2 protein-coding genes are annotated in these 1,647 nt (G+C 61.0%); one reads left to right on the top strand and one right to left on the bottom strand.

All coding sequences use genetic code 11. From position 1 onward, the window contains the following. Positions 1 to 97: 97 nt before the first annotated feature. A protein-coding gene (locus GSQ76_RS25125) for an IS3 family transposase (RefSeq protein WP_408837246.1) occupies positions 98 to 1,266 on the bottom strand; the annotation gives its coding sequence in 2 pieces (ribosomal slippage) (positions 98 to 1,002 and positions 1,002 to 1,266; 1,170 coding nt in all). A 70-nt stretch (positions 1,267 to 1,336) separates the two neighbouring features. On the opposite strand from GSQ76_RS25125, the gene GSQ76_RS25130 reads away from it, so the two are divergent. Beyond that, positions 1,337 to 1,525, top strand: coding sequence for a hypothetical protein (locus GSQ76_RS25130; protein ID WP_158746847.1), 189 nt, complete (start codon positions 1,337 to 1,339; stop codon positions 1,523 to 1,525). The last annotated feature ends 122 nt before the right edge of the window (positions 1,526 to 1,647 follow it).

Below are 1,647 nucleotides of genomic sequence, written 5' to 3' on the forward strand. Positions count from 1 at the left end.
GTGACCCACACCATCGGTGGCTCAGTTTTCGACCGGCGTTGACACTGGCAACCTTGGCTTGCATGACCAGCCCCCATGGAGTGGTCCGATCAAAATATTAGTGCATGGCGATGCTGATGGCTGGGGCTGGTCCGGCTTGGCCCGGGGTGGTTGGCTTTCTGATTCCCGAGATCACCGTTTCTGGTGCTGGCGGTCGGTAGCCCAAGGAAGAGTGCGGGCGGGCGGTATTGTAATACATACGCCATTGCTCGATCAGCACCTTCGCCTCCGCCAGCGTGTTGAAAACCTCACACGACAATAGCTCGTCACGGAACTTGCCGTTGAAGCTTTCAACATAACCGTTCTCCCACGGACTGCCGGGCTCGATATAGGCGGTCTTGGCACCCACACCTGTGATCCAGCCCTTCACCGCGATCGCCGCAAACTCCGGCCCATTGTCCGACCGAATGTGCATCGGAATGCCGCGCGCGATGAACAGGTCCGCAAGCACGTCGATCACGTCCGTTGCCTTCAACTGACGCGCCACACGGATCGCCAAAGCCTCACGGGTGAATTCGTCGACCACGTTCAGCGTGCGGAATTTGCGGCCGTCCCGGGTCCGGTCCTCCACAAAGTCATACGCCCAGACGTGGTTCGGTCGGTCGCGCCGTAGCCGAACACAGGAGCCATCGTTCAGCCAAAGGCGACTCCGCTTTGGCTGTCGCGGTGGCACCTTCAGGCCCTCAGCACGCCAAATTCGCTCTACACGCTTATGGTTGGTGTGCCAGCCCTCGGCCCGTAGCAGCGCCGTAATCCGTCGGTAGCCGTAGCGCCCGTATTGCTTCGCCAGATCAATGATCGCCGCTGTCAGCGCTGCTTCGTCATCGGCTGTCTTCAATGCCTTGCGCTGCGTCGAGCGATGCTGGCCCAGCACCCGGCAGGCAAAGCGTTCCGACACGTTCAGCCGAGCCGTCACGTGCTGGACGCACGTGCGGCGACGGGCAGCGCTTAGTAGTTTCCCGACGCAGCTTCCTTCAGCACCAGCTTCTCGAGCGTCAGATCCGCCACCGCCTTGCGCAGCCGGCCGTTCTCTTGCTCTAGCAGCTTCAACCGCTTGACCTGATCCAACTTCAAGCCGCCATATTCGGCGCGCCACCGATAGTAGGTGGCCTCCGTCACCCCAATCGACCGAACCGCCTCAGCCACCCCCTTGCCCTGCGCGGTCAGCACCTCGATCTGCCGCAACTTGCCCACGATCTCTTCTGGCTTGTGATGCTTACGTCCCATCCTCTCAACCTCCGCAATCCCTCCGGAATTCTCATATCCGGTGGCCCACTTCTACGGGGGAAGGTCACCTGTGCAGGAGCTACTGGTCTGGCTACCGGGCGACAGATCATGGATGCCGGCGACCGGGCCGTATGCAACTATTATTGCCGAGATGCTTGATGACGGCACAGTGCTGATTGAGGAGGATCATATGCCTGACGACGGTGACGGGCAGTGGCGAGTTCGGCTCACTGAGGCGGCGGTTAAGATCCTGGCGTGATTCCCATGCACCGCCGGAGTCTGGTGGTAGATCAGATCGACCGGAGGCAATGCGGCCGCACACGTCACCCCCTAGTCACGTCTGCATCGGCGTTGGTTCGGGCGGCAGACTTTTTGGCGGAT

It is taken from the genome of Acidisphaera sp. L21 (assembly GCF_009765685.1).
Taxonomy (GTDB): Bacteria; Pseudomonadota; Alphaproteobacteria; order Acetobacterales; family Acetobacteraceae; genus LMUY01.